Source organism: Trichocoleus sp. DQ-A3 (assembly GCF_039961975.1).
GTDB lineage: Bacteria > Cyanobacteriota > Cyanobacteriia > Cyanobacteriales > FACHB-T130 > FACHB-T130.
This window is the reverse complement of record NZ_JAMPKC010000003.1, coordinates 505,787-527,479: the sequence shown is the minus strand read 5'-3', so window position 1 is coordinate 527,479 and position 21,693 is coordinate 505,787. Positions and strand designations below refer to the sequence as shown.

General features: G+C 45.7%; 22 protein-coding genes. 12 read left to right on the top strand and 10 right to left on the bottom strand.

Annotated elements, in window-relative coordinates; translation table 11 throughout:
• Positions 1-20: 20 nt before the first annotated feature.
• The 4 genes from NDI44_RS08830 to NDI44_RS08815 all read left to right on the top strand — a co-directional run bounded on the left by NDI44_RS08830 (position 21) and on the right by NDI44_RS08815 (position 3,772).
• Positions 21-596 (top strand): Uma2 family endonuclease, encoded by a 576-nt coding sequence (locus tag NDI44_RS08830; RefSeq protein WP_190410877.1) that lies wholly within the window; start codon positions 21-23, stop codon positions 594-596.
• A 134-nt stretch (positions 597-730) separates the two neighbouring features.
• A complete protein-coding gene (locus tag NDI44_RS08825; protein WP_190410876.1) occupies positions 731-1,570 on the top strand; it encodes a GTPase in 840 nt (279 codons plus the stop codon).
• Between the two features lie 40 nt (positions 1,571-1,610).
• Positions 1,611-1,751 (top strand): hypothetical protein, encoded by a 141-nt coding sequence (locus tag NDI44_RS08820; RefSeq protein WP_190410875.1) that lies wholly within the window; start codon positions 1,611-1,613, stop codon positions 1,749-1,751.
• Positions 1,752-1,804: 53 nt separating this feature from the next.
• On the top strand, positions 1,805-3,772 hold the full coding sequence (locus NDI44_RS08815; RefSeq protein WP_190410874.1) for a hypothetical protein: 1,968 nt from the start codon (positions 1,805-1,807) through the stop codon (positions 3,770-3,772).
• 92 nt (positions 3,773-3,864) lie between these two features.
• Here NDI44_RS08815 and NDI44_RS08810 read toward each other — a convergent pair whose 3' ends face one another.
• A complete protein-coding gene (locus NDI44_RS08810; RefSeq protein ID WP_190410873.1) occupies positions 3,865-4,683 on the bottom strand; it encodes a DUF3598 family protein in 819 nt (272 codons plus the stop codon).
• Between the two features lie 46 nt (positions 4,684-4,729).
• Entirely contained in the window at positions 4,730-5,632 is a 903-nt protein-coding gene (locus NDI44_RS08805; RefSeq protein WP_190410872.1) for a permease-like cell division protein FtsX, read from the bottom strand.
• 178 nt (positions 5,633-5,810) lie between these two features.
• On the opposite strand from NDI44_RS08805, the gene NDI44_RS08800 reads away from it, so the two are divergent.
• From NDI44_RS08800 to NDI44_RS08785, 4 genes are all read left to right on the top strand, one after another.
• Positions 5,811-6,686: a GNAT family N-acetyltransferase gene (locus tag NDI44_RS08800; protein ID WP_190410871.1), complete on the top strand. Its 876-nt coding sequence runs from the start codon at positions 5,811-5,813 to the stop codon at positions 6,684-6,686.
• 125 nt (positions 6,687-6,811) lie between these two features.
• Positions 6,812-7,375, top strand: coding sequence for a peptide deformylase (def, locus tag NDI44_RS08795; protein ID WP_190410870.1), 564 nt, complete (start codon positions 6,812-6,814; stop codon positions 7,373-7,375).
• A gap of 17 nt (positions 7,376-7,392) precedes the next feature.
• Positions 7,393-7,587, top strand: a complete 195-nt coding sequence (locus NDI44_RS08790; protein WP_190410931.1) for a hypothetical protein — start codon at positions 7,393-7,395, stop codon at positions 7,585-7,587.
• A 215-nt stretch (positions 7,588-7,802) separates the two neighbouring features.
• Entirely contained in the window at positions 7,803-9,161 is a 1,359-nt protein-coding gene (locus NDI44_RS08785) for a PrsW family glutamic-type intramembrane protease (protein ID WP_190410869.1), read from the top strand.
• A 57-nt stretch (positions 9,162-9,218) separates the two neighbouring features.
• Here the strand turns inward: NDI44_RS08785 and NDI44_RS08780 are convergent, their stop codons facing one another.
• The 6 genes from NDI44_RS08780 to NDI44_RS08755 form a co-directional block, all read right to left on the bottom strand.
• On the bottom strand, positions 9,219-10,277 hold the full coding sequence (locus tag NDI44_RS08780) for an alpha/beta fold hydrolase (protein WP_190410930.1): 1,059 nt from the start codon (positions 10,275-10,277) through the stop codon (positions 9,219-9,221).
• Between the two features lie 188 nt (positions 10,278-10,465).
• Positions 10,466-11,074, bottom strand: a complete 609-nt coding sequence (locus NDI44_RS08775) for an exopolysaccharide biosynthesis protein (RefSeq protein ID WP_190410868.1) — start codon at positions 11,072-11,074, stop codon at positions 10,466-10,468.
• A 923-nt stretch (positions 11,075-11,997) separates the two neighbouring features.
• A complete protein-coding gene (locus NDI44_RS08770; protein WP_190410867.1) occupies positions 11,998-12,624 on the bottom strand; it encodes a hypothetical protein in 627 nt (208 codons plus the stop codon).
• 119 nt (positions 12,625-12,743) lie between these two features.
• Positions 12,744-14,381, bottom strand: coding sequence for a CHAT domain-containing protein (locus NDI44_RS08765; RefSeq protein WP_190410866.1), 1,638 nt, complete (start codon positions 14,379-14,381; stop codon positions 12,744-12,746).
• 363 nt (positions 14,382-14,744) lie between these two features.
• Positions 14,745-17,114: a protein phosphatase 2C domain-containing protein gene (locus NDI44_RS08760; protein WP_190410865.1), complete on the bottom strand. Its 2,370-nt coding sequence runs from the start codon at positions 17,112-17,114 to the stop codon at positions 14,745-14,747.
• A 153-nt stretch (positions 17,115-17,267) separates the two neighbouring features.
• Positions 17,268-17,507 (bottom strand): DUF6737 family protein, encoded by a 240-nt coding sequence (locus NDI44_RS08755; protein ID WP_190410864.1) that lies wholly within the window; start codon positions 17,505-17,507, stop codon positions 17,268-17,270.
• A 356-nt stretch (positions 17,508-17,863) separates the two neighbouring features.
• On the opposite strand from NDI44_RS08755, the gene NDI44_RS08750 reads away from it, so the two are divergent.
• Both NDI44_RS08750 and NDI44_RS08745 read left to right on the top strand, forming a co-directional pair.
• Positions 17,864-18,211 carry a hypothetical protein gene (locus NDI44_RS08750; RefSeq protein WP_190410863.1) on the top strand — a complete coding sequence of 116 codons (348 nt, stop codon included), beginning with the start codon at positions 17,864-17,866 and terminating at the stop codon, positions 18,209-18,211.
• An 85-nt stretch (positions 18,212-18,296) separates the two neighbouring features.
• Complete coding sequence (locus NDI44_RS08745; RefSeq protein WP_190410862.1) at positions 18,297-18,569, top strand: hypothetical protein; 273 nt, start codon at positions 18,297-18,299, stop codon at positions 18,567-18,569.
• A gap of 79 nt (positions 18,570-18,648) precedes the next feature.
• On the opposite strand, the gene NDI44_RS08740 is transcribed toward NDI44_RS08745, so the two are convergent.
• Both NDI44_RS08740 and NDI44_RS08735 read right to left on the bottom strand, forming a co-directional pair.
• Positions 18,649-18,993, bottom strand: a complete 345-nt coding sequence (locus tag NDI44_RS08740; RefSeq protein WP_190410861.1) for an NAD(P)H-quinone oxidoreductase subunit M — start codon at positions 18,991-18,993, stop codon at positions 18,649-18,651.
• Between the two features lie 134 nt (positions 18,994-19,127).
• Positions 19,128-19,673, bottom strand: coding sequence for a 3-isopropylmalate dehydratase (locus NDI44_RS08735; RefSeq protein WP_190410860.1), 546 nt, complete (start codon positions 19,671-19,673; stop codon positions 19,128-19,130).
• Positions 19,674-20,043: 370 nt separating this feature from the next.
• Between NDI44_RS08735 and NDI44_RS08730 the strand changes: the two genes are divergently transcribed.
• Together NDI44_RS08730 and NDI44_RS08725 are read left to right on the top strand one after the other, a co-directional pair.
• Positions 20,044-20,934, top strand: a complete 891-nt coding sequence (locus NDI44_RS08730) for a hypothetical protein (protein WP_190410859.1) — start codon at positions 20,044-20,046, stop codon at positions 20,932-20,934.
• Positions 20,935-21,405: 471 nt separating this feature from the next.
• Complete coding sequence (locus tag NDI44_RS08725) at positions 21,406-21,666, top strand: hypothetical protein (protein ID WP_190410858.1); 261 nt, start codon at positions 21,406-21,408, stop codon at positions 21,664-21,666.
• The last annotated feature ends 27 nt before the right edge of the window (positions 21,667-21,693 follow it).

The window sequence follows — 21,693 nt, the reverse complement described above, 5'->3', positions numbered from 1 at the left end:
ATCTAAACCCCAATGTCGGTATGACTGCCCTAACCGTCAACTTCAATCCAATTATTAAGCTGACAGATGAGCAATTTTTTCAGCTTTGCCAAGTAAATGAAAATCTAAGGTTTGAGCGCACTGCTACGGGAGAATTAATCATTATGTCACCCGCAGGGGGAGAAACAGGAAATCGAAATGGTAGACTGACGCAGCAATTATTTAATTGGGCAGATACAAATAATTTAGGGATTGCTTTCGATTCTTCTACAGGTTTTAAACTTCCTAATGGTGCAGATCGTTCACCTGATGCAGCTTGGCTAAAATTGGAACGTTGGGAGACTTTAACATCTAACCAAAAAGAGAAATTTATCCCCCTTTGTCCTGATTTTGTCATTGAGTTACTTTCACCGAGTGATAGTTTGAAAGTCGCTCAAGAGAAAATGAAAGAATACCGAGAGAATGGCACTGTTTTGGGTTTGTTAATTAACCGTAAATCCAAACAAGTAGAAATTTATCGCCAAGGTCAAGAAGTAGAAGTGCTGCAATCTCCTACTACGCTCTCAGAAGAAAATGTTCTCCCCGGATTTGTCCTAAATCTTGAACCAATCTGGTAGTGTAATAAATTCTTGATAATCTCGATACTACACACTGTACGGGATGGCTGCACAGTTGTTTAAACAAACTTAGAAATAATATTAGTGATACAGATACATTAGCCACAAACTTTCTTCAAGCTCTTAGAGCAAAAGTGCAAGAACTTAGCGGACAGCGATTGGTATTTTTTGTTGTTGGTCGTGCAGGCTGGGGCAAATCCAGTACCGTAAATTCATTAATAGGCGAGGAAAAATGTAAAGTTGATGATGATGAGGTAGCAACAACAGAAGTTACTGAATTTGATTTTGACATGAATGGTGTTAAAGCTAAAATTTTTGATACTCCTGGTCTTTGCGATGGAAGTGGGAACGACCAAAAATATATAAAAGAGATTAGTCAAAAAATAAAAAATCCTGACCTTATGTTATATGTTAATAGACTCGACGAAACTAGAATTACAGGCAACGATCAGCGCGGAATAAAAATTATTTCAGATGCTTTGGGTTGGGAAATTTGGGAAAACGCTGTTATTGTTTTCACTTTTTCAAATAATGTTAGTCCTTCTGAATATAATACAAAGCTGGCAAAAAGAACGGATCTTATCCGAAAAGCAATAGCAGATTGCATACAGAATCCCGATTTAGCATCTCAAATACCAGTAGTAGCAATAGATAATAAAAATTCTATAAGACCAGATGGCAAAGAATGGCTTGCAGAATTTTTCACAGTAGTAGCCGATCGAGTATCGTTGTACGGTCTTGTTGCTTACTTGTCTATGTTGACTTTGACAATAACAAAAAGAACTCAACTTAGTAAGCAACAGAAAGAGATTATTAGGAAAAAATTTGTCTCAGCAGTTTTTTCAAACGCTGCATCAGCGATGGGAATTGGAGTAGTCATAGCTGGACTTACCAATGCTCCAATAATATTAGGTTTTTCAAGTGCTGGTATACTAGGAACTCTCGTAGGAGCATGGCTATCTAAGGATGATTGAGAATCATCAACGTGCTTACATCAGAAAAATTTGATGGTAAGTGAACAGTGATCCCGTCTCTTCTTCCCAGAATGCGATCGCGCTTATCTTCCGGAAAATGCCCTCACGTCTATTTCCCCCAAGGTGCGATCGCATTCATCTTCACCAAAGCGCGATCGCGTTTATCTTGCCCAAAGCGTGATCGCGTCTATTTTTCATGCCAAAATCAAAGCAACTGAATTCCCTCTGTTGCGAATGAAACGCCTTACAATTTTTCGTCATACAGCGACAGCATTCGTACTGTTAGCAGTATTGGCTTGCAGCACCAAAACCACTTCTTTATCTAGAGCAAATACACCGAGTCCTATTGCATCTCCATACATTACCAAAGATGCAAACGGTTTAGTCCAGATTCAGCCGCTACTCGTCGATGCGAAGTTTCAGAACCAGTGGACACCTGAACTTGAAAAAGAGTTTCAGCAAAGAGCGAATGAGGTTATTCGCTACTACACGGGTAAAAAATACAACAACAACAGTGGGGAAAACGAAAAGCAAACTTATCCTCTTGCCATGTTTGACTTTTTAGCTGGCAACCGAGAGAAAGCGATCGCTTTTTTGGAAAAGGAAGACAAACAAGCCAAAGATAACGCCCACACTGACGGTATTGACTATTACTATTCTTTTACTCTCAAAGGTCAAATTAGAAAATATTTCTTTTTCGGTAAATTTCTAGATTCTGCCTACAAACAACGGATGTTTGACGGGGCAAAAAAATGGACAAAGCAAGATCCGAATGGTCGTCCCCACCCGATTTATGGGAGAGGTCGTGGCGGTGATGGTTGGGGGCCAAAGGTTCGTGGTAGCTGGGTAGACGGGCGCAATACCGATAATCTTAGAGCGATGCGCGAGATATCGGTTTATCTAATGGCGGAAGAAACGGGTAATGAAGAGGTGCGCCAGTTATACAAAAAGAAAATTCAGCGATATGTCTGGGCACTTTATCACATCGGGATGGGCGAGTGGGATTCGGAAAATTACCACGGTCATACCCTAGCTGCATATCTGAATCTCTACGATTTTGCGAAAGATCCGGAAGTCAAACAACTTGGTAAAGCTGCTCTTGATTGGCTTTGTGCTGCGGGAGCAGTGAAGTATTATCATGGTGGTTTTGGAGGGCCAACGAAGCGAGATTATAACAAAAGTAATGTCGTGTATGGTTCATCTGCCGCTCGTTTACTCTGGCTATATTTTGGGGATAATTCGCTGCCTAACCCTAAACCAGAACATGATTCAATTCACATCATTACTAGCGCTTACCGTCCCCCACTCGCAGTTGTGGCATTAGCTCGCAAGCAGTTTAAGAAGCCGGTTGAACTACTCGCTACAAAACCAGTTTATGAAAATTGGAAGCCTGGAGGAGAAGACCGACCGGGTTATTGGGAAACTACATTTTTTGGCAACACTTATCAGATGAGTAGTATAGCCGGTGAGTTTAGCGATGGTGATGTTGGCCCTTTCAAATTGATGGCTGAAGATTCTAAGCGAGGGGTTGATTATTTTGTCGTTAACACGGGCGACGACAGAATGAAGTCCGGGAAAAATCCAGGCGATCAAATAGGACAATACCGCAACTTGGCGCTTTGGCTACGACCTGCTTCTGATAAATCCTTTTTCTTTCAGCTACCTAAAACAGCGAAATTAGAAATAGAAGACAAGCTTTGGTTTATTAAATTAGAAAAAACTTGGTTAGCCATTCATCCAATTAATCTTAATTCTTCTACTACTGAAGTTAAAATTCAAGATAAGAAAGCAGCGCAGCTTTATCAAGATGAAAAGATATTAAAAGTAACCACAACAGGAAATCAATATGCTGGCTTTGCTCTAGAAGTAGGCGAAGCAAAAACGACGGGTAGTTATGAGAATTTTAAAAAAGCTGTAAAGACTAAGACTCAGCTAGATTTAAGCTTAATAGCAACGGGCACCGTGCAGCTCAAAGGAACAACTGGCGATACTCTCAAAATCACACATAATTCTAAGAACGAGCTACCAATTCTTATCCGAAACGGCGTCCAGCATAACTGGTTTGAAAATTTTGAACTCTACAAGTCGCCTGAAGGGAATAGCTCTATTTCTCTTGGCTGGAAAACAGGAAAACTTCGTGTTGAAGCGGGTGGTTCAGTGTTTGAAGAGACTGTTTCAAAGGATGGGAAGGTGAGTTTTTAATTATTTTTTAAACGCAAAGGTACGCGAAGGTTCACGCAAAGGTTCGCAAAGTTAAAAATTTTTCTGTGCTTCTGTGCGATTAACTTTGTTTGTCACACTTTACGCTCTGTAACTAGGGTAAGGCTAATCCATTCCCCTTTATCGCTATAGCGACGAATCATTCGCTGACGCAAATCAGGCTTCAATAACCAACCTACTTCTAGAACAAAAGATTGACCCGTTTTTACTTGCAGCGGACAATTGCAAGAGGCACCATCCGGTAAGAACAACACTTGAACGGCTAGGGAACCTTGCTCAAAGCGGAGAATGTTACCGTTCATTCTTGCAGTTGAGGTAAAAGTACGATCGCCAAAGCTCAATTGCTGAATTACGTTTCCACTCTCTTCATAATCAACTTTGAGTGTAGTGGAATAAGTATCGGGTGAGCGATAATCTGGATAGATTGTTACTGCTTCTCCCTGCCATTTTCCTATCAGTTGGTCTAGGGTTAAATGCGGTCGATCCGGAACGTCTGAATCAGCTAGCTTTTCTCGAATTAAAGTAATTTTATCTAATTGACTGTCTCGATTAAATATCTGCACGAGACGCAGACGCCGGTTGCTGTCAATTAAGCCGAGTTCAGCTCCAAATTCGGAAAAAGGAGCGAGTTGAATCGAACCTTGGGAAAAAGCTCCATTTTCAAAAAATAGAACGCTTTTTCCTAAAGAACTATATTCGAGAACTTTCTCATCGGGGGGTTGACCGGGTGGTAAGCGGCGAATGATTTGGCGAATCGTTTGGTTATTATCCAAACCTTCCAGGGAAACAACTGTAGGAGTGTCTTCCAGTAATTCTCCCGTGGGGGAGAGACGGGTAAATGAACCTTGCCATTCTCCTAAATTTTGCAGCAAACGTTCCCATTGTGATGCCATAAAAATTTTGAATTTTGAGTCTTGATTTTTGAGTTTTAACTGCTAACTATCGCAAGGCAAAGCGGCGGACAGCAAACAAACTTCCCATTAAGCCGACTGAACCGCCTAAACAAAGCAAAATCAGCGGCAACATTAAAACTTGTAGAGGACTTAATTGCAGTCCGTTCGCCAGAAATTGAATAAAATCGGGTTGGGCTGATAACAAATTGCTCAAAGTACGCTGGATAGTGCTAATCAGAATCCAAGCGATCGCTGCCCCAACTAAACCAAAGCTAATGCCTTGTAATATAAACGGTAGATAAATCCAAGCTGTCGTTGCTCCCACCAGTTGCATAATCTCGATTTCGCGCCGTCGCGCCATCACAATCAGGCGAATCGTTGTGGTAATTACTGCAACTGCGGTCATCGTTAGGACAGTAGTAATCGTAAGACTTACATAGCTCAAACCTTTATTGAGCTGAGCCAGCCGTTGTACCGCCTCATCGACATACTGCACGTCATCTACCCCTGGTACTTTCCTCAGCTTCTGCGCCAAGACAGGTACTGCCTCAGAAGTCCGCGCCTTGACTTTCAGCTCATCCACCAGAGGATTCCCTTCGAGTTGCTGGGTGGCACCATCAATCTCTGACATTCCCAGCTCTTTGACCAAAGATTCCCAAGCTTGCTCTTTGGAAATGGTTTTTACATCGACCACTTCTGGCATTTTTCCCACGATTGGGGCAACAAGTTCCACCCGCGCTCCGGGATCTAAATATACCGATACTTCCAACTGGCTCCCAAATTGAGTCAGCAGGCGTTCTAGCTGCCAGGATGCCTGTAAACTCATGCCGAATAGGAACAGCAAAACGGTAACGGTACTGATTGCCGCCCAATTCATCCAACCTCCACGCCGCAATCCCAGGAAGGTTTCGCGCAGCAGGTAGTCTAGTTTGCTCAGGAATTTAAACACGAATTTTCTCCTCAACCACAGGCATCATCAGAGAGTTTATAGCATGGGCGTTCGATTCTTTGAAGAATAGATTTTAGAGCTGGATTAGATTCTACTCTCCCGAACTGCTCCCGCTTGCCTTGAAAGTCTAAGATGTTGTAGTATTTGTAGTATAAAGGTTAATAATTATGCTTAAGTTATGAATCAGTATCGTTTTAAACGGTCATTCTCTACTGACTCCAGTTTAAGTAATAAGTTATTTGAATTGGTTGAAATCGTATTTCCTGGACTAGGGGAATTAACAGAATGCGGGAGAAAATTAGGTGCAGCTTGGGAAGATGCTTCAACTCCGTTTATTCGCTTCCATGAGGACATAGCTATTACCCATATAGGAGTGTTAGAAATTCCTATGCAAATTATGGGACAAAAGGTGAAAGTGGGGGGAATACATGGAGTCTGCACGCGGGCAGAATTTCGTAGGCGCGGCTACTACCGCGAAGTAATGGAGGAGGTGCTGGAATATTGTGATAAACGCTATGAAACGCTGGTATTGACAACACCGAACCCGGAGTTTTATACGCCTTTCGGCTTTCGGAAACTCGAAGAATACGTGTTTAAAATTAGATGGGATTCCCAGAGCGGCAGGGATAGTTTTAGAATCCTGAATTTTGATAATGACAAGGATTTAAAATTGCTACATAGACTGTTAGAAACGCGGATACCAGTTTCTAATATTGTTGGAATTGTGAAAGAGAAAGCCGTATTTTGCTTCAATGAAGGAATTCGCCCTATATACTATGCAGAAGATTTGGATTTAATCGCTTGCATGGAGATAAAAGAGACTCAACTCCACCTTTTTGATATCGTGGCAACGCAGATATACCCATTGAAAGAAATTATCGACAGAATACCCCAAACTATTGAAGACATCACGATATACTTTAGCCCTGAACTTTTGGATGCAGGAGATATCAGGGCGTTTCCCCACGCATTTGATGAGACGGTGCTAATGGTGAAGGGGAAATTTGCGGCAGAGGGAGAAAAATTTATGCTACCGCGTTCGGCGCGTTGTTGATGAAAGTAGGTGTTGGGGAAGAGAGTAAGTGAGTTAAGTAGTAAGGGAGGCAACAACTGAGAACTGTTAAGATAAAAAAACTCCACCCATTGAACATATAAGCTGTATCTGCGAGCCAGAATGCTATGACGACTGAAGTTGCCGTCGAAAAGAAAAAGTTAGAAAAACCGCCATTAGAAATTCACTATATGGGCGATCGCGTCCTGCGTCAGCCAGCTAAACGTATTGCCAAGGTAGACCAGGAAATCCGGCAGCTGATTCGGGAGATGCTGCAAACCATGTACAGCGCAGATGGCATCGGTTTGGCAGCCCCCCAAGTGGCAGTGCAAAAACAGCTGATTGTCATTGACACCGAACCGGATAACGCCGCTAATCAACCTTTAGTGTTGATTAACCCGACTATCAAGAAATTCGGGCGCGACTTGTGTATGTTTCAAGAAGGCTGTCTTTCTATTCCTGGCGTTTATATCGACGTGAAGCGCCCGGAAATGGTGGAAGTGGCTTTTAAAGACGAACAGGGACGCCCCCGCACCATGAAGGCGACTGGACTCCTCTCCCGCGCTATTCAACACGAGATGGATCACCTCAATGGCGTGCTGTTTGTGGATCGGGTGGAAAATGCGATCGCTTTGAATGAGGAGCTGAAAAAGCATGGCTTCTCTGCTCAAGCTGTCAAGCCAGTAGCTTAAGGATATCACCGCCCATGATGACCCCGAAAAGTGGTGTATTTTTGCTCGGTTCTTGCGTAGCAGCGATCGCTGCCGTTGGCTCTATTTTTGAACTCGCTTCTGGAAACCCCGACTTGGGCAACTTGCCTACAGGGATCATCCTGGCTGCCAGTATTCCTCTCGTAGGATTTCTGTTCTATGCCGCAGTTCGGGAAGCCAACTCTCACCAATAAATAGCATTGAATCAGGGTGATAGAAATCAACAAAAATCACCTACCAAAGCTTGAGACCCGGTTTCTTAAAGAAATCGGGTTTCTTCTGATAGGGTTTTTTGTAATGATGTGCTGAGTTGTTAGCTTTTAGCCGGACAGAGGGGGTCAATCCCAGCCTCTACAACTCCCCACTAATTGCTAAGCTATCGCTAATCGCTTTCTCGCAATCTACTAAAATGACAGGCCAGAGCTACACAAGTGGGTTTCTCCGGCTGCTTTCTACTGGTGCTGCTGGTACGCCGCTGCCCCCATACTTGCTTCCGCTCGATCGGGAGGTCGTGATTGGGCGCGAACCCAGTTGTCAAATTGTGTTGGATTCTAACCAACATGGTGTTGTATCCAGGCGTCATGCGGCAATCCGTCCCCTTACTCAGTCGGGAGTAGCACCCAATTGGCAAATTTGCGATCTCAACAGTGCCAATGGTACCTACGTGAACGGGAGACGCCTACAGGGATGTCAAATTTTGCACGCAGGCGATCGCATTGAGTTGGGACAAAACGGCACAGAGTTTATTTTTGAGTTTCAAACTCCCTCGATCAGAACTCAACTGTCGTCTCAGCCATTCGCACCAGTGCAGCCATCCCAGCCGGAAGGAGTGACATTTACCCAGTTATTTCCGATTTTTTCCACCGGACGAGATTTAACGAAAAAAGCTTATCTAGTACCGGGGATGGTCACAGTCGGATTTGTGGTCTTGATGTTTGCCGCTGTCGGTGAGTCGGTGGTATTCAATCTGTTACTGGCAGCTTATCTCGCTTGGGCAGCTTATTACTTTGTCTACCAACTTTGCGGCAAGCATAAGCCTTGGTGGGTACTCCTGGGTTCAGCGGTCACAACCGCTTTGATTTTGGTGAGTCCTGTCTTGCTGGCTTTCATCTATGTTTTTCGCCGTGTTTTGCCCGGAGACGTAGAAGCAGTACTCCGAGGTTCGGAACAGGTGAGTTTGATCGACTTTCCCGGTTTGTTGATCCGAATGTTTTTCGGAGCAGGATTGATGGAGGAGTTGCTCAAGGCGTTGCCAGTGCTGGGATTGTATTTAATTGGGCGGGGATTTCGCTCTCCCCTGCGCGATCGCATTGGCGTCTGGGAACCCTTAGATGGAATCCTGCTGGGAACCGCCTCAGCCGTTGGCTTCACGCTTTTGGAAACACTGGGTCAATACATCCCCCAGATTATCCAAAATGTGACACTACAAGCTGGAGAAGGTGCTGGAGAATTGGTGGGATTGCAACTCCTGATTCCCCGAATTTTAGGATCGGTGGCAGGACACATGGCTTACAGCGGCTATCTAGGCTATTTCATTGGGCTGAGTGCCCTAAAACCCAAGAAGCGCTGGACAATTTTGCTGATTGGTTATCTGACAGCATCAGGACTCCATGCGTTGTGGAACGCTACAGGCGCTGTCAGCGGCTTGTTGTTGGCGGTGGTGGGAATCATTTCCTATGCCTTTTTGACCGCAGCAATTCTCAAAGCGCGGGCTTTATCTCCAACGCGAAATTCAAATTTTGCCACCCGTTTTACTGCCCCGCCATAGTTAGTAGTGCAATTAAAAATTAAGAATGTAAAATGGCAAGTCTTACATTTTGCATTTTTAATTTTTAATTTCCTTGCACCATTCTAAAATTCGATTCCACGCCCACCAGGGATCGGGATCTCCGGTTTGACGCTGACATTCCTGACTACTGATGTACCCAACATGACCGCCATATTGCGTCAGTACTAAAGTAATGTCAGGATTGCGATCGCTAGACGCTTGCAACTCAGGCACAATTGAAGGGTCAAACATCGGATCGTCAGCGGCGTACAGAATTAGAGTCGGTTTTTTCAGGTGAGGCAACAGGTGTAGGGCACTGCTAGCGTCATAATACGCTTCGACAGATGGAAAGCCCAATCGCCCGATTACCAACTCATTGTCAAAGCCCCAAATGCTGTTAGCCCGCTCAATGGCTGCGGGATCGATTGCTTCAGGATGAACATGATGAACGCGCCAAGCCAGTCTTTTCAATTCTCGCGCGATCGCTTGTTCTAAATACTTACCCAACGGGTGTTTCACCAAATAAGATAGGGAACGGTTGGAATCCAGGCTGGGACAAATCACCGCAGCCCCCCCAATCTCCCTTTCTTGCAACTCTAGTTCCTGGCTTCTCCCCGTTAACAACTCCTGTGACGCTTTCACCGCCCATAGTGCTAGTTGCCCTCCTAACGAGTACCCCGTAAACCAGAACGGTGCAGGACAACCCATCGCTTTAGCTTGGGCAGCAATGTAGACGAAATCTTCTCCCTCGTACAAGCCATCAGAAGTCAAGGTCGGAGACAACTGAGCGGTTTTCCCGTGGGCACGCCAATCAAATAGCACCACTGCATAACCTTGTGCAAATGCCTTGCGCCCCAACAGTCTCAGAAACCATTGATTCTCTAAATCGCCGGTAATGCCATAAGTCCCCACAATCGTACCGTGAGGGCGATCGGGGATAGCAACCCATCCATAAATCGGCACGTCTCCGGCACCTGTAAAAGTTGTCTCCTGGTAACTTGGCTCCGGATCTACAGTCGTCTTCTCCCACTCGCGACCCGCCTGCAAAGCAGTATATAAGGTCATTGACAGACCATTTCTCAGCAACCAAGGCGGTGTATAGGACAAATTCGGCATCAACAAGCGCATCTGTGGAGTTCTGAGCATGAGCTGAGCATTACTTAATACAGCTTAACAAAGTAATGCTGGGTGCCTACATCCTAATTGAGATAGTGAAAAATAATCATTCTAGAGGTATCAAGATATGCGCCTTTACACTTCTATCTTGTAACCCCGAAGAACGAGAAAGCTCTAAATTATAGAATTTACTGAAACAAGCTTTGCAGCATCGAACTTAACGCTTGCCACAACGTCCCAGCAGCCACTGCAAACAACAAAGTAATCGCAGCAGTTAATCCATAACTGAAACACATCAGCAAACCATCGGCTTCTAGCATGGCAATGACGAGTAGCAAAATCCCAATTGTTGGAATCGGATTCGTAAAAGGGATGGGTAACATCAGCAACACAGACAGCCATGCAATACAAAGCCCGTTTAATTGCCAAATTTGAGGATTTTCTGCGATCCAGCGTAACCGGGGACGAGTCACTTTCTCTAGCACTCCTGTGACTCGTTGCAGATTTTTTAAAAGTTGCTGGGCAAACCAGCGGGGAAATCTGAACTGGCGAATTCTTTTGGGTAGCCAAGGAAAACGTTGCCCTAAAGCCATTTGCAACGCTAATATCAAGCTGCCGCTACCCAATATCACTGTAAATCCGGGTGGCATCGGAAACAGAAACGGCAAAACAAGTAATGCAATAACTAAACTAAAGCCCCTTTCAGAAGTTTCTGCCAGAACATCCGCTAAAGTTAACGGTTTATTCGCTAACTTCTCTAGAAGAGACTTGATATTTTGAGAGAATCTGAGATGCATGGGGTGTTAAATTCTCGGCTTTTAGGTCAACTTTTTTTCAATAAATAAATATCTCTTCTAATTTTAATGTAAAGTAAGATTGCTTTTTTCAACTGCGCTTAACTATTGGTCAGAGAAAAAAATGCAGTGGTGAAAAGCAGATCAACCCCTGCTTTTACGGGCAGAACAATTAAATAAATCCCACTAAATAGGGATGTTATCGAGGGGACTCTCATTACTTGGTATAGCAAGAGATATTTGCACAATTACGATCCCCTACCTTATTTTAGCTAGCCATTCTGTCGAATGAGAATATCCTAAGAGATACTCAATCTTGCAGTTGCTTACTCACTTAGGAACAACTAGCTATGCCAGCAGGAAGAAGTGCTGTTGACTTCCCGAAGTGGGGGTATTTTACAAAGGGCAAGCAAATTTTTCAAACGCCTGACTTCGCCAAGTGTCAACTACTCTAACAACAGATCGAGAATACCTCTAACGATTGGTGTGTATCCTTTCCAGGGATTCAGTAATAGGGAATTATTGTACCGGAGTAGGATGATCCTTAACCAAGTGGAAGCGATCGCCTGCCAGGGTCAGAAAAAAATAATGATGTTTTGTAACAAAAATTCTAGTTCTTGCATAAAAACCAGAATTTGACCGATATCTATACAGAGGGGACGGGTCTACTGATAAGCAGACCCTCGTTAACAACCCTCCAATCCTCTCCCACGTCGTCCATAGGAGCCTCTAGAATGACTGATTAAATGAACTGTTGGCAAAATGCCATCATCGATGTGTTGGCGTCGATCTGCACTATAAGGCAGCCAGGAATCGAAGTACACCTTCCTGATTCCCTGTTTGAGACTCTTTGGGATTATTCTTAAACGCCAATCACAACCAAAATCACGCTCGATATTACGCAGAGAATAAATCCGATAAAGTGTCTACTCAGGGGACTTATTTTGTGCTGAAGGGTTAAGGTCGTTGAATTGTCTGAGCGCATACCGGGCAACTGCTAAACTCAACCGTGCCCGTTCGCTCTCCGATAACTCATCCCACTCAACTGGGCGGGCAATTTCAGCTTCCGAGCCTCGCATGGCGGAAGCCAAAGGACGCGCCCATACCTGCAACACATCTTCTCCCCATTCCGGCAGCAGCTCTTGAACGCACTGTACCATCTGATCCGCGATTGACAGAGGGCTTGATACAACCTGTTGGGCTTTGTGAGCGATCGCATCCAGCCAAGCTTGGGGAACGCGGGCAGCAAACCGCTCGCTTAAACTAGATGTAACTGCGATCGCTGCTGTCGGCGCAACTGCCACATTTGTATTTGCCCAGCATTCATCGAACTTTGCATAGAGTGCTTGCGACCCCCTACTAATTTCTTCATCTAACCATCCCTCAAGTTCAAATCCTTGTTCCAGCTCTGTCCAATAGGCTTCCACATTTGGATCGGCTGGATTCCAGGGATAGGGAGCTTCTTCAGGCTGGAGGAGTGCCTCTAGTAGTTCTGCTTGCACTTGAGAAAGAGAATTCTCATAAAATCCTTCGATTGATTTCCTTGCCATCATGATGCTCCTGTGTATTGATATACCGTTCTTGGCAGGGGTAGCTACAGCGGCACTTTGGCGAGTTCCGTAAATATTATTTAGCACTCAGTATTCTGTAGGGCGATCGCTTTTACCATGCCCTAGCACTTCGTACTATCTTGAATAATGAACTCCCAAGTTTGACCCTGCATACTCCCAAACTTTATCTGGTCTCCCGATTGCAAAGGCACTTCCGGATGATAGACTTTCTGCCATCCACTCGGTCTTAAAATGAACGTGCCGTAACGAGATTTATCTTTTAGAAAGTAAGTAAGTTTACCGTCTGGGAGAGCATCGCAAATAATTTCAGCGTGCTGCCGAGAAACTTCCTGTTTTTCAATCACCAAGTCGTTTCCCTTAGGATTACGCCCCACTCGCAAACTCGTGCCACTAATTGGCGAAACTTTGCTGGTTACTCCTAACGGACGAAGATAGGCAGAGGGAGTAGATAAATCGTGCCCGGATGACTTCACATCCACCGGCAGTATCGTCACTTCCTCGCCAATTGGTCGAATCAACTCACCCTCAAAATCTGGGTGCATATACAGAACCGGCAAAGTCCAGGCAGGTTGGTTGAACTTGTAAAGCGTCAACAACTTTTGCCTTGCTACCGCCACCGCCTCATCTATAGGCATCCGTGCTGCCAGAGCTTGTGCAAAAGCCTGAATAAACGACAGAGCCTCCTCGTCGGCAATCGAGTCGCGCATTCCCAAAACTGCTGGAACACCGTGATGAATTAATACCTCTGCCAAACTGCTGCGCGGCAAACTTTGTTGGTTGTGCCGCTCTGGTTGAGCGCCCCAACAAGCATTAAACACCGCTAGCGTCACTTGACAGCGAACCAAAACCTGGGCTAACTCCGTGCCATTGATCCTGGCATCAGGTCGCAAAAACAGTAATCCACCATCCGCTGCTGGGATGCCATGACCGGCATAGAACAAGATGTTGTAATTTTCTGTTTCCAGGCGTGAAATCAATTCTGCTTTTGTAGGTTGTAAAAGCGTATCTACCTGGCACAGGACTGTTGCACCAGTATGTTCGCCATCTGGGTGTAAGTCTGGTCGTCCGCAGCGTTCCAAAATATTAGCCAGCGCCTCCGCTTCTTGTTCCAGCTGCAAGCTGGGAGCGACTTCGCTTTCTGTATCGTGTCCCAGTACCAACAGGATGTTTAGAGCCTGCTCTAAGCGCTGGGGTGGAAGCGGATCAACCGCATTGCTGGTACGACTAAACAATAGTTGTTGTGATAGAGAAATCGCTTGTTTCCCTGGTTCGGGCTGCATAATTTCCCAAGGCACAGGAATTAAGTCTGGGTCTCGAATTTCTAAGCGCAGCCGCAGACGTTTTTTTTGCCCAATTGCAATTCCCTGACTTTGAGCGAAACTATTTTGAATTTCCCCGTCAAATAACCACTTCCAGAGGCTAATCCCTAAATCTTGCATCAAACGAGCCGTATACGGAAGTGCTTGACCGTTGACATTCAGGGCGTCGAGTGGCACTGTCAAGGCGGGAGGGTTTGCCTGATGTACCAGCGGAACATCAGGGAGTCCCCGTGGGGAAAACATTTCCTGCCATGCCAGCCACTTTTGGGTCAACATTTCAGGCCACGTACAGTCATGCAGAACGTGACCACCCGGACAGGGTGCTTTCATCACCCAAATGGCAAAATGTTCTGCCCCAAGGGAAGTTTTGGAGAGCCGATTGATGGCTAAACTGAGGCAGGGATTCTCAGACTGGGACATTCTAAAGACATTAACCTTAAACCTAGCACTATACGAGGTTTTTTATCAGTCTACCCGAACAACAGGGGAATACTCACCGAATATTCTTCACTCGCTCTTATCACCTCAAATAGGGTAAACAAGGTTATTGAAGAGATATTTTAGCTTTAGCGATTCACTATCAATCGTTTTTGGGCAGTGAATCGTGAGTAATGGGTGGCAAGTCTCTGGCAGTCGTCACTGGCAGCAAAAGACAACTGACCTAGAGACGCGATTCATCGCATCTTTACCAATTGACGAATGACTCCCAACTAGCAACTACCCAAAAACACCTAACCCTGACAAAAACCGAAGTCCTAACAATTAAAGGCTAGCAACTAATTGCTATTTAGAGGGGGACGAAGTGACGGTAGGTGTTGGAGAAGCAGCCCCAATGGCACATTCGCCCAAATTAGCCGATGTTGGTGCGAAATTTGGATTAATTACAGGTAAAACGTCGGATTCTCGAATCCAGCCAATTTCTCCTGGTTTTATTGGGCGATAGGTCACTTCAGGGATGGCTCTTGGGTTTGGGGTGCTGGAATTAACTTGTTCAGGGGGAAGCTGCGGATTGGATGTAGGGAGCGTTGAGCAAACTTTTACCTGTAGCCAGCTGTCAGGGTCTTGATTTCGTTGGATGGAGCTGACTTGCAAAATACTCCCATCTAAAACTAACCCGACTACAGATTGGTTTTGGGGTGCCTGGGCACCACGTCGCAGCAAAACAGGAACTTCTTTTCCCTGAACGTTCTTGGTTGTGGAACGGGTGGTTTGGAGCAGCAAGCCAGCCTCTAAAGAGGGCACAGAGGTGGAAGGAGTCACGACAGGTTCTGCCGATGGAGATGAACTGGCTGCGGATGGTTCAGGACTAGGGCTAGAGGGGGGTGTCAGCCCGATTAGAGGCTTGACCCTGTCTTGGACTTCTGGAATCAACCAATAAGCGATCGCTCCGCTGACACCTGCTAACAGAAGCAGCACCAGAAGGAGCGGCAAAGGACTCCTAGTAGTAGACTGCGGTGAAATGATCTTGGTTTTGATTCTGGAAGCAGATGCAGATTGAGAGCGCACCGAAGCCGCTGGAGCCGGAGTTGGAGCTGCGGGTGGAATGGCTCCCATCTGTAGTGCTGTGACCTGTTGCCCAGTTTGAGCTGATGCCACTTGGCAGTAGACCAGGGCTACCGTAACGTTGTCGTGCCCGTTTTTGGTGTTGCCAATTTCAATCAGCCGGGTTCCGGCGGTTGACAAATCAATCTGACCTTCTAGGATTGGCAGAATCTCTGTTTCCCAGTATTGCTCTACTCGGTCATTGTCACTCAGACCATCCGAACAGAGAAGAAAAACACCGTCTTCATCTAAAACAAAGCGCTGTACGGAGGGGTGCAGGGTTGCTGATGAACTCATACCCAACGCCTGAACGAGAGAGCCAGCGCCGGATTGTTCCACTGCATCCCGGTAGAGGGCGTATCCGAGCCGCACCTCCCGCGAAGCAATATCATCATCTAGGGTGATCTGCCGACACCCCGTGCGAGTAATCCAGTAAGCTCGACTATCTCCCACATGAGTGATATACATTTCATGAGCGTGGGCTAACGCCATCACCAACGTAGTGCCCATGCGTTGCCGGTCGAGCCGCTGTTCCGTGTCGTTGCGCTGGCTGATAACATCATTGGCAGCACAGGCAAAGTTTTCCAATTCTAGGGTAAGAGCGGTCGGATTTAAAGGATTGGCTGGATTCGCCAGCAGATTCTGTACTCGCTCTTGGATAGTTGCAATTGCCAGATGGGAGGCGACTTCCCCGCCTTCATGTCCCCCAATACCGTCGCAGACTATTGCCAAGGGAAGGGAGGGATTGGTACTGCTTGGACTGGGGGGATAGCAGGCATCCTCATTTTGCCGACGAGTTGGCCCTGTATCGCTGCGGGTGACAATTTGATAGGTGCAAGATTGCGATGATCGCCCGATGGTTTCCATTGCCTCATCCAACAGCCTCACCAGCTGCTCTGCCGTCTGTACGGCTCCTTGGTTGAGCTGCTGACAAACTTGTTCCAAAAATTTTCCAATGGTTGGGTGTGAAGCGGCGACCCATTTAGACCAGAGTTGACCTAAGTTTTGCAGCGTTACCGGGGAACTTCGATCCGCCTGCAATATCAATAACCGAAGGATGGAACCTTCTACTCGCAGCAGCGCTGGTGTCAACAAACTCGACCCTACATGATTGATTTGCAGGGGTTCCCACAAATTTGCCATCTGCCATAGCCAAGTCAGTTGGCGCATTGCCGAGGCGTTTTTCCAGACGCTGGTTAGTTCTGGCATGAGGGTGCCTTCCCCGTTCCCGCAGCTGTAAATCGGTACCTGCTCTAGCAGCCAAGTTTCGGCGTTACGCTGCCCTTCTGTTGGTGTCAGAAGTCCGTATAGTTGGGGAACGTGCAGCTGATAGGGAGACAGCTTGAGATAGGGCATAAGGCTATTGGATATCTCCGGCAACATTTCCGGAGACAAAGCCGGTTTGGTATCTAAAATGATGCGATCGCTTTTCAGCAAATATCGCTCAGCAATCAGATCCCCAGCTTTGTAAGCCTCTATCCCTTCACCAACTGCCCACAAGTACCGTTTGAGCAGCGGCGTGCGGCATTTCTGACAAAAGTTATGGCTCTGGGGATTAGGAGCCTGACAATTGAGATTCGAGCAGTAAAGCGTTGCCGCAGAATTGTTCATGAAGGTTATGCGCTCCCATCAGCCTGTTGTGATTTGACTTGCTGTTACCAGAAGCTACTGAGAAAGGTAGCTCTTTCTCAATTCGCCAAATCTGAGCGTTAATCTGGATTGTAGCCTCTGACACTCAATAGATTTGCGATCGGTCAATAAAACTCATTCTTCACTTACAGAATTTTCTGTTTGCTGATAATAACGCCGCATTAGTCGAGGCCAGAGTAGCAAAAAGTATGACATCCACACAAGAATGGGAATCGAGACGCCAGCTGTTATCCAAATTGTTTTGGTTAGTGTCCAAGAGGCAGTGATGACGGTAATAGTTGTCAGCAAAATAGACCAAGGCTGACACCACCAAGGTTTATACGTCCAAGGGCTTTCGGGGTCTTTTTTATACACTAGAGGTAAAAAATAATCAAGTTTCTATTTCCAGAGTTTAGCGGTTAAGGGTCTTCTCGTGCTTGAGAAACTGACACTTCGCGTTAAATTTGAATCAGACTAGGCGATGCTTTTTTAAACGTTGGGTAAAATCACTCCGGCTACCAAACTTCAACCGGGGCAGTTTAACTCCTCTTTCAACTCCTCACGAGCGAGGGGCGAAATCCTCCCCTTTCTTGGTAGAAATGGGGAGTCGAGGGTTTACATTTGTTGTCCTGCTTTGATACCGCATTGTGCCCTTTGCAGGTTCTCCGGTTTCGCCAATCAAGGATTGTTGTTCCAATTTGCTCTGTGTACTGCCACTTTCCCCAATTGCCATGCCCAAGTCCGAAGCTTATACTGCTACAGATCCACCATTTGCAGAGCTTAATTCACCTGCTAGTGCAGAAATTAAGCAATTAATTGACTCTTTAGAGGAGTCTCACCGCCTGCGTTCCAAGATGGTAAATTTGGAAACTTGGGCGCTGGCTGAAACGATGGATCATTTTCTTCCAGGGTTTTGGAGCCGCTTCTTAGAAAATCGCCGCATTGCTCTTAAGCAATTTTTGGAGCAGAAACGAGCGGCTAAATCCCAAGTTGCTGCAAATGCTCAGTCTTTGGATGGTAGCGTTATCAACCCAACTCCGCAAAATCCCTCATCTATGCAGAAACAGACAGAGCGCTGACTTACACCCACAGAAAGAGGCGATCGCACACCCATTTCTCTAATCTAATATTAGTAACATTAAGATTCAAATCTTTAGGAGTTATATGGAAAACCCACCCAAAGATACAACCAATAGAACTACTAATCCGGGCGATAGAATTTCCGATAAACCCGAAACCGTTGAAGAAAAAGCCCAGCAAATTGCGGTAGATGCGCCAGATATTACCGGCGACCATATCGTTGTTCCTACTTACTTTGAAGTGGAAGAGCCGGACGGAGAAAAGAAGGCATTACACCATGTTAAGGATGCCGAGGAAATCTCTGATGTGATTCGCCAAGCTCGCGTTGATGAAAATGGGAATCGGATTTGGCGGTAAATTATCTGTAGTGACCAGTAATTAGTTGTTAGAAAGTTTTCTGATATTAAACTCAACTTTTCTAACAACTAAAAAAGAATTACTCAGCCGATTGAGTGCTAACCTGAGGCAGTCCCATGCTGTAATTGAGAACGCGGCTACTCAGGTTGTAACTAATTTGCCCCTGCTGTAGCAGGCTTCTCAGGAAATGTTCCAAGTCGGAACCGATACGACGCAGATTATATTCTGTTAAATCTGCACCGTTGTAAGCTTCAACCATCTCATCGAATTTGCCATAAACCTGTTGCAGAGCGTCTTCGTTCCAATTAAATTCATTATCTGGATCGACATCTAGGGTCAATACATTGTCACTCTCGACGAGTTCGTTGTTCTTCACTTCAGCGGTATAGATGCGGATGTGGCGGGTTGTACACTTTAGGAGCATAGTCGTCAATAGTTTTTGGCTTACAGACATTAATAACTATTTTAAAGAATTGTAAAAGCGATCGCGCTTAGATTCAAAAGTTTTGAGTGTTGGAAGATTAAACTCAAAATTCAACACTCAAAATGTTGCGATCGCTACCGGGTAGGAATCATTCCCGTTTGCCGAGCATAAGCGAAAATTCCCCCTGCATCAATCACTGGGCCTACATCACCCAATGGCTGGAGAGAATAAGTTCTACCTAAGCTATGGTTAATCAGCTGATTTTGTTCAAAATCAATTGAAACGTCCTGTCCCGTTTCAAATTCATCGCACAACCGCTCAGAGGATTCCCAAGGGTAAAGTTCCCCAGTAGCCGCACAATTGCGGAAAAAGATCCGAGCATAAGACTGAGCCACCACCGCTTTAACGCCGCTAGCACCCAAAGCAATCGGTGCATGTTCCCGTGAAGAACCGCAACCAAAGTTTTCCCCAGCAATAATGATGGGATACTGGGTCTTGATTTCTCCAGAAGCCACAAACTTTCCATAACGATCCGGCAATCCAATCAAGGCATAACTGCCCAATTTTTCGTACTCGTCAGGCTTGGAAGGAACCAGAGTTAGGTATTCAGCTGGGATAATTTGATCGGTATCAATGTTGTCATCCAAAACAAAAATTGCGCCGCGAATCAATGCGCCCATGATTCAGTTCCCGGTTTTTCCAATCTTCTGTTTAGCTATTTCACTTTATCATTCAAGAGCGCGACTGGCTGCTCTGCGACAGATAGCATCTCGCGATGGGAGGTGCTTGCGTGCCTCCCAAGCGCCTTAACAAAGCTTCGTAAGCGAATCTTCCGCTCAATGTAGAAAAAATATCTTCTGACAGGGACATCTTGCCACAGCAAGACCCTTGGCAATCGTCTGCGCTGCTTCATGAAACTAAGAGCAAAAAAGGAGCGATCGCAGTTGCCGGTCAATTATACTACTCTGACAGAGTCTCTTAAACAAAAAGACTGATACTCTTAAATAAAAAAAGTCAGGTTGAACTACCGGCATCATTTACTCAAACAAAATGGTTGATCCGATGGATGATATCGCCAAACAAGCTCGCCAGGGGAGCGTGGCGGCGATTATTCAAATACTCAATGACAAGCTGGCAGAGGCTGGTGTCAGAACTAGAGCCATTTTTGCCGATGGTGTCTTGCAGCTTTTGTGTGAGGCAGCTACGCCAGATCAACTCGAACAATCTAGCCTGGTACAGCGCATTCGGCAGATTCTGGAATCAATTTCACCGCGAAATATTCGTCGAGTCAATATCAACAGTCGGATTGTCCGAGAGCAACAATTACTCTGGCTAGAAGAAATTCATCGAGATCCGGAGAGTCAGTTACTTTGGGCTGAAGAAATTACCCTTGCCAAGCCGAATGTTTTTCGACGTTTAGGAGAAGATTTCAAGGGACGGAAACCTGCCAAAAAAAGTCAGCCACCATTCCCCCAGCCGTCCTCCCGGTTTGTACGGGAAAAACGCCAATTCTGGCGTGGTATTGTGGGCGGTGCCAGCTTATCGTTACTTTTACTGCTGGTAGGCTGGGCACTTTATGATTGGCTAGGGCCATTTACGATTACTCGGACGCCAGCTTCTGCGCCAAACTCTTCCCCAAAGACGACAGCGCCAGCAACCTCTTCAGCTCCTGTAGCATCAAGCACCCAAACAACTGCATTGCCTTCGTCAGATCCTTTTGCAGACGCGGTGCGACTGGCGGAACAAACGTCAATTGCGGGGAGAAATGCTCAGACTTCTGCTCAGTGGTTGGATTTGGCGGCTAAATGGCAACAAGCTTCCGATTTAATGGCTGCTGTACCCCCCTCTGATAGTCGTTACGGAACGGCTCAGGATCGGGTGGAATCTTATCGGAAAAAGAGTGAAATTGCCCAGCAGGAAGCAAAAAAAAGGCGTTCTTAAACATCAAACATTGTTGTTCCCTAGCAAAACCGCTGAAAATCACTTCTTTACTGAGAAACCCGTTTTCTTCAAAAAATGAGCTTCGCGTTGCTCCAATGGTTTTTCTGCCGACTACCTGACATTAGACTGGCAAGACTGCGCTAGCGCTACGCCAACTTCTCCTGACTCCTCTTGTTTTAGGGATGAAACGCTTACGGAGGAAGGGGAGAAAAGAAGTTACGTCACTGTGATTTAGAGCAAGTCTGCCATTGAGCTTTATTTAAGAAAAAGCCAATTTGACATTCAGGTTTTAGTAGACATTTCAGTGATTTCAATCACAAAAGCCCTAACTGGAAATCACAAGAATCAGGATGTATACATCATAAAGTCATTGCCGGCAGGGTCACTTAGACAGAAAGATTAGCGTCACCTGATGGCAACTGGATAAATTGGATACTGACCTTGCTGAGCAAGTCGTCTAGGAGGTGCACGATGATTCTAATTCGAGAAGTGGTTCAACAAGCTCTCAGTACTGGTTTTTTGACAGTGGAAGCAGAAGATCTGCTCCGGGAGATGCTCCAAGGCAAATATGGCTCAGAGGATCTGAAAGCTTTTATGAGCCTACAACAAGCTGCCATGTCTGGTCAGGTGACGCAAGAGTCGCGCGTGCAGATGGAAGAAAAAATACTGGGGCAGGCTGAGTCGTTGAAACGTTTACCCACAGAGGTACTGGTTACCACTTCTAGAAATTAGGCATTTGAACTGGTAGAAATCTAAAAA

What these genes read in the sequence shown, in the direction of transcription:
- NDI44_RS08830 (WP_190410877.1), top strand. Translation starts at nt 21, where the DNA reads ATGACTGCCCTAACCGTCAACTTCAATCCAATTATTAAGCTGACAGAT.
- NDI44_RS08815 (WP_190410874.1), top strand. Translation starts at nt 1,805, where the DNA reads ATGAAACGCCTTACAATTTTTCGTCATACAGCGACAGCATTCGTACTG.
- NDI44_RS08810 (WP_190410873.1), bottom strand. Translation starts at nt 4,683, where the DNA reads ATGGCATCACAATGGGAACGTTTGCTGCAAAATTTAGGAGAATGGCAA.
- NDI44_RS08800 (WP_190410871.1), top strand. Translation starts at nt 5,811, where the DNA reads ATGAATCAGTATCGTTTTAAACGGTCATTCTCTACTGACTCCAGTTTA.
- def (WP_190410870.1), top strand. Translation starts at nt 6,812, where the DNA reads ATGACGACTGAAGTTGCCGTCGAAAAGAAAAAGTTAGAAAAACCGCCA.
- NDI44_RS08790 (WP_190410931.1), top strand. Translation starts at nt 7,393, where the DNA reads ATGACCCCGAAAAGTGGTGTATTTTTGCTCGGTTCTTGCGTAGCAGCG.
- NDI44_RS08785 (WP_190410869.1), top strand. Translation starts at nt 7,803, where the DNA reads ATGACAGGCCAGAGCTACACAAGTGGGTTTCTCCGGCTGCTTTCTACT.
- NDI44_RS08780 (WP_190410930.1), bottom strand. Translation starts at nt 10,277, where the DNA reads ATGCCGAATTTGTCCTATACACCGCCTTGGTTGCTGAGAAATGGTCTG.
- NDI44_RS08775 (WP_190410868.1), bottom strand. Translation starts at nt 11,074, where the DNA reads ATGCATCTCAGATTCTCTCAAAATATCAAGTCTCTTCTAGAGAAGTTA.
- NDI44_RS08770 (WP_190410867.1), bottom strand. Translation starts at nt 12,624, where the DNA reads ATGATGGCAAGGAAATCAATCGAAGGATTTTATGAGAATTCTCTTTCT.
- NDI44_RS08765 (WP_190410866.1), bottom strand. Translation starts at nt 14,381, where the DNA reads ATGTCCCAGTCTGAGAATCCCTGCCTCAGTTTAGCCATCAATCGGCTC.
- NDI44_RS08760 (WP_190410865.1), bottom strand. Translation starts at nt 17,114, where the DNA reads ATGAACAATTCTGCGGCAACGCTTTACTGCTCGAATCTCAATTGTCAG.
- NDI44_RS08750 (WP_190410863.1), top strand. Translation starts at nt 17,864, where the DNA reads ATGCCCAAGTCCGAAGCTTATACTGCTACAGATCCACCATTTGCAGAG.
- NDI44_RS08745 (WP_190410862.1), top strand. Translation starts at nt 18,297, where the DNA reads ATGGAAAACCCACCCAAAGATACAACCAATAGAACTACTAATCCGGGC.
- NDI44_RS08740 (WP_190410861.1), bottom strand. Translation starts at nt 18,993, where the DNA reads ATGCTCCTAAAGTGTACAACCCGCCACATCCGCATCTATACCGCTGAA.
- NDI44_RS08735 (WP_190410860.1), bottom strand. Translation starts at nt 19,673, where the DNA reads ATGGGCGCATTGATTCGCGGCGCAATTTTTGTTTTGGATGACAACATT.
- NDI44_RS08730 (WP_190410859.1), top strand. Translation starts at nt 20,044, where the DNA reads ATGGTTGATCCGATGGATGATATCGCCAAACAAGCTCGCCAGGGGAGC.
- NDI44_RS08725 (WP_190410858.1), top strand. Translation starts at nt 21,406, where the DNA reads ATGATTCTAATTCGAGAAGTGGTTCAACAAGCTCTCAGTACTGGTTTT.